This window comes from Streptomyces sp. NPDC004051 (assembly GCF_053604275.1).
This window is the reverse complement of the sequence record NZ_JBSGHG010000096.1, coordinates 1-1,287: the sequence shown is the minus strand read 5'-3', so window position 1 is coordinate 1,287 and position 1,287 is coordinate 1. Positions and strand designations below refer to the sequence as shown.

Sequence of the window (1,287 nt, the reverse complement as noted above, 5' to 3'; positions counted from 1 at the left end):
AGACGTCGTTTCTTATGGCGTGATCGTTCGTTGGACCGTGCATGACGGATCTCGTTGAGCGGCTGGTACCGGATGAGTTGTGGGTGCTGTTCAGGCGAGTGGTGCCGCCAACGGTGGTAATACGCCCGCAGGGCGGTGGTCGACGTCGGGCAGGTGACCGCGAAGCCCTGGCCGCGATCATCTTCGTGACGACGTCGGGCTGCACATGGCGGCAGCTGCCGCCGGTGTTCGGCCCCGCCTGGCCCACGGTCTACCGCCGGTTCGCCCAGTGGAGCCGGGACCGCGTCTGGGCCCGGCTCCACCGCGTGATCCTCGACGAACTCGGGGCGCGGGGCGAGCTGGACTGGTCGCGGTGCGCGATCGACTCCGTCAGTCTGCGGGCTGCAAAAGGGGGCCATTGACGGGACCGAATCCGACCGACCGCGGCAAGCTTGGATCGAAGATCCACCTGATCTGTGACCGGAACGGGCTGCCGCTGTCTCTGGGCATCTCCGGCGCGAACATGCACGACAGCCAGGGCCTGGAGCCGCTTGTGCGCGGCATCCCGCCCATCCGGTCCCGCCGTGGGCCCAGGCGTCGGCGGCCGGCGAAACTGCACGCGGACAAGGGATACGACTACGACCACCTACGTCGATGGCTCGGTCAGCGGGGCATCCGCCATCGCATCGCTCGCAAGGGCGTCGAGTCCTCGCAGCGGCTGGGCCGACATCGCTGGGTGGTCGAAAGAACCGTGTCCTGGCTGGCCGGCTGCCGTCGCCTCCACCGGCGGTACGAGCGCAAGGCCGAACACTTCCTTGCCTTCGTCGGCATAGCCGCAGCCCTCATCGGCTACCGCCGGTTAACGCCCCTGCTCACGGCCTGAGCCGGTCCTGCTGCACATCGAAGCAGACCAGCCCCATGGACTCCGCCACCGCTGCCGCGTAGGCCGACGCCTCCTCGGCCATGCTCCACCGCATGGGGAAATAGATCAGCGGACCACTGGCCTCGCCGATCAGCGGGCCAGTCGACCAGGGCGAGGTGTCCTCCTCGTCCTCGGTGAGATCGCACCACCGCGCAAGCAGCGCAGCCACGTAAGCCGCGATGCGTTCGGAGGGAGGCTCCTCCACCTCGCCGTCGATGTAGCGGTGGTACAGGGCACTGAAGGCCTGGCCGGCGGTCTTGTCATCCGCCGGCCCCTCGCCTTCCCAGACAGCAAGGTCGTAGCTCATGCCCCGGAGACTTCCACATCGCACCGACACCCACCTGGCCGGTCGACGACACGAGCCTCAGCCATAAGAAACGACGTCT

At 67.8% G+C, this 1,287-nt stretch carries 2 protein-coding genes; one reads left to right on the top strand and one right to left on the bottom strand.

What is annotated here, in order from left to right; all coding sequences use genetic code 11:
- The first annotated feature begins 41 nt into the window (after window positions 1-41).
- Window positions 42-862 (top strand): IS5 family transposase gene (locus ACWEQO_RS34785; protein ID WP_452986499.1). Its coding sequence is split into 2 segments (ribosomal slippage): window positions 42-389 and window positions 392-862, totalling 819 coding nucleotides; the frame shifts between segments, so codons are not numbered across the junction.
- Here ACWEQO_RS34785 and ACWEQO_RS34780 read toward each other — a convergent pair.
- Window positions 852-1,208, bottom strand: coding sequence for a hypothetical protein (locus ACWEQO_RS34780; RefSeq protein WP_452986498.1), 357 nt, complete (start codon window positions 1,206-1,208; stop codon window positions 852-854). The two genes, ACWEQO_RS34785 and ACWEQO_RS34780, sit on opposite strands and share 11 nt — an antisense overlap.
- Window positions 1,209-1,287: the final 79 nt, after the last annotated feature.

Excerpts from the sequence above, each read along its gene's own strand:
- ACWEQO_RS34780 (WP_452986498.1), bottom strand. The coding sequence starts at position 1,208 with ATGAGCTACGACCTTGCTGTCTGGGAAGGCGAGGGGCCGGCGGATGAC.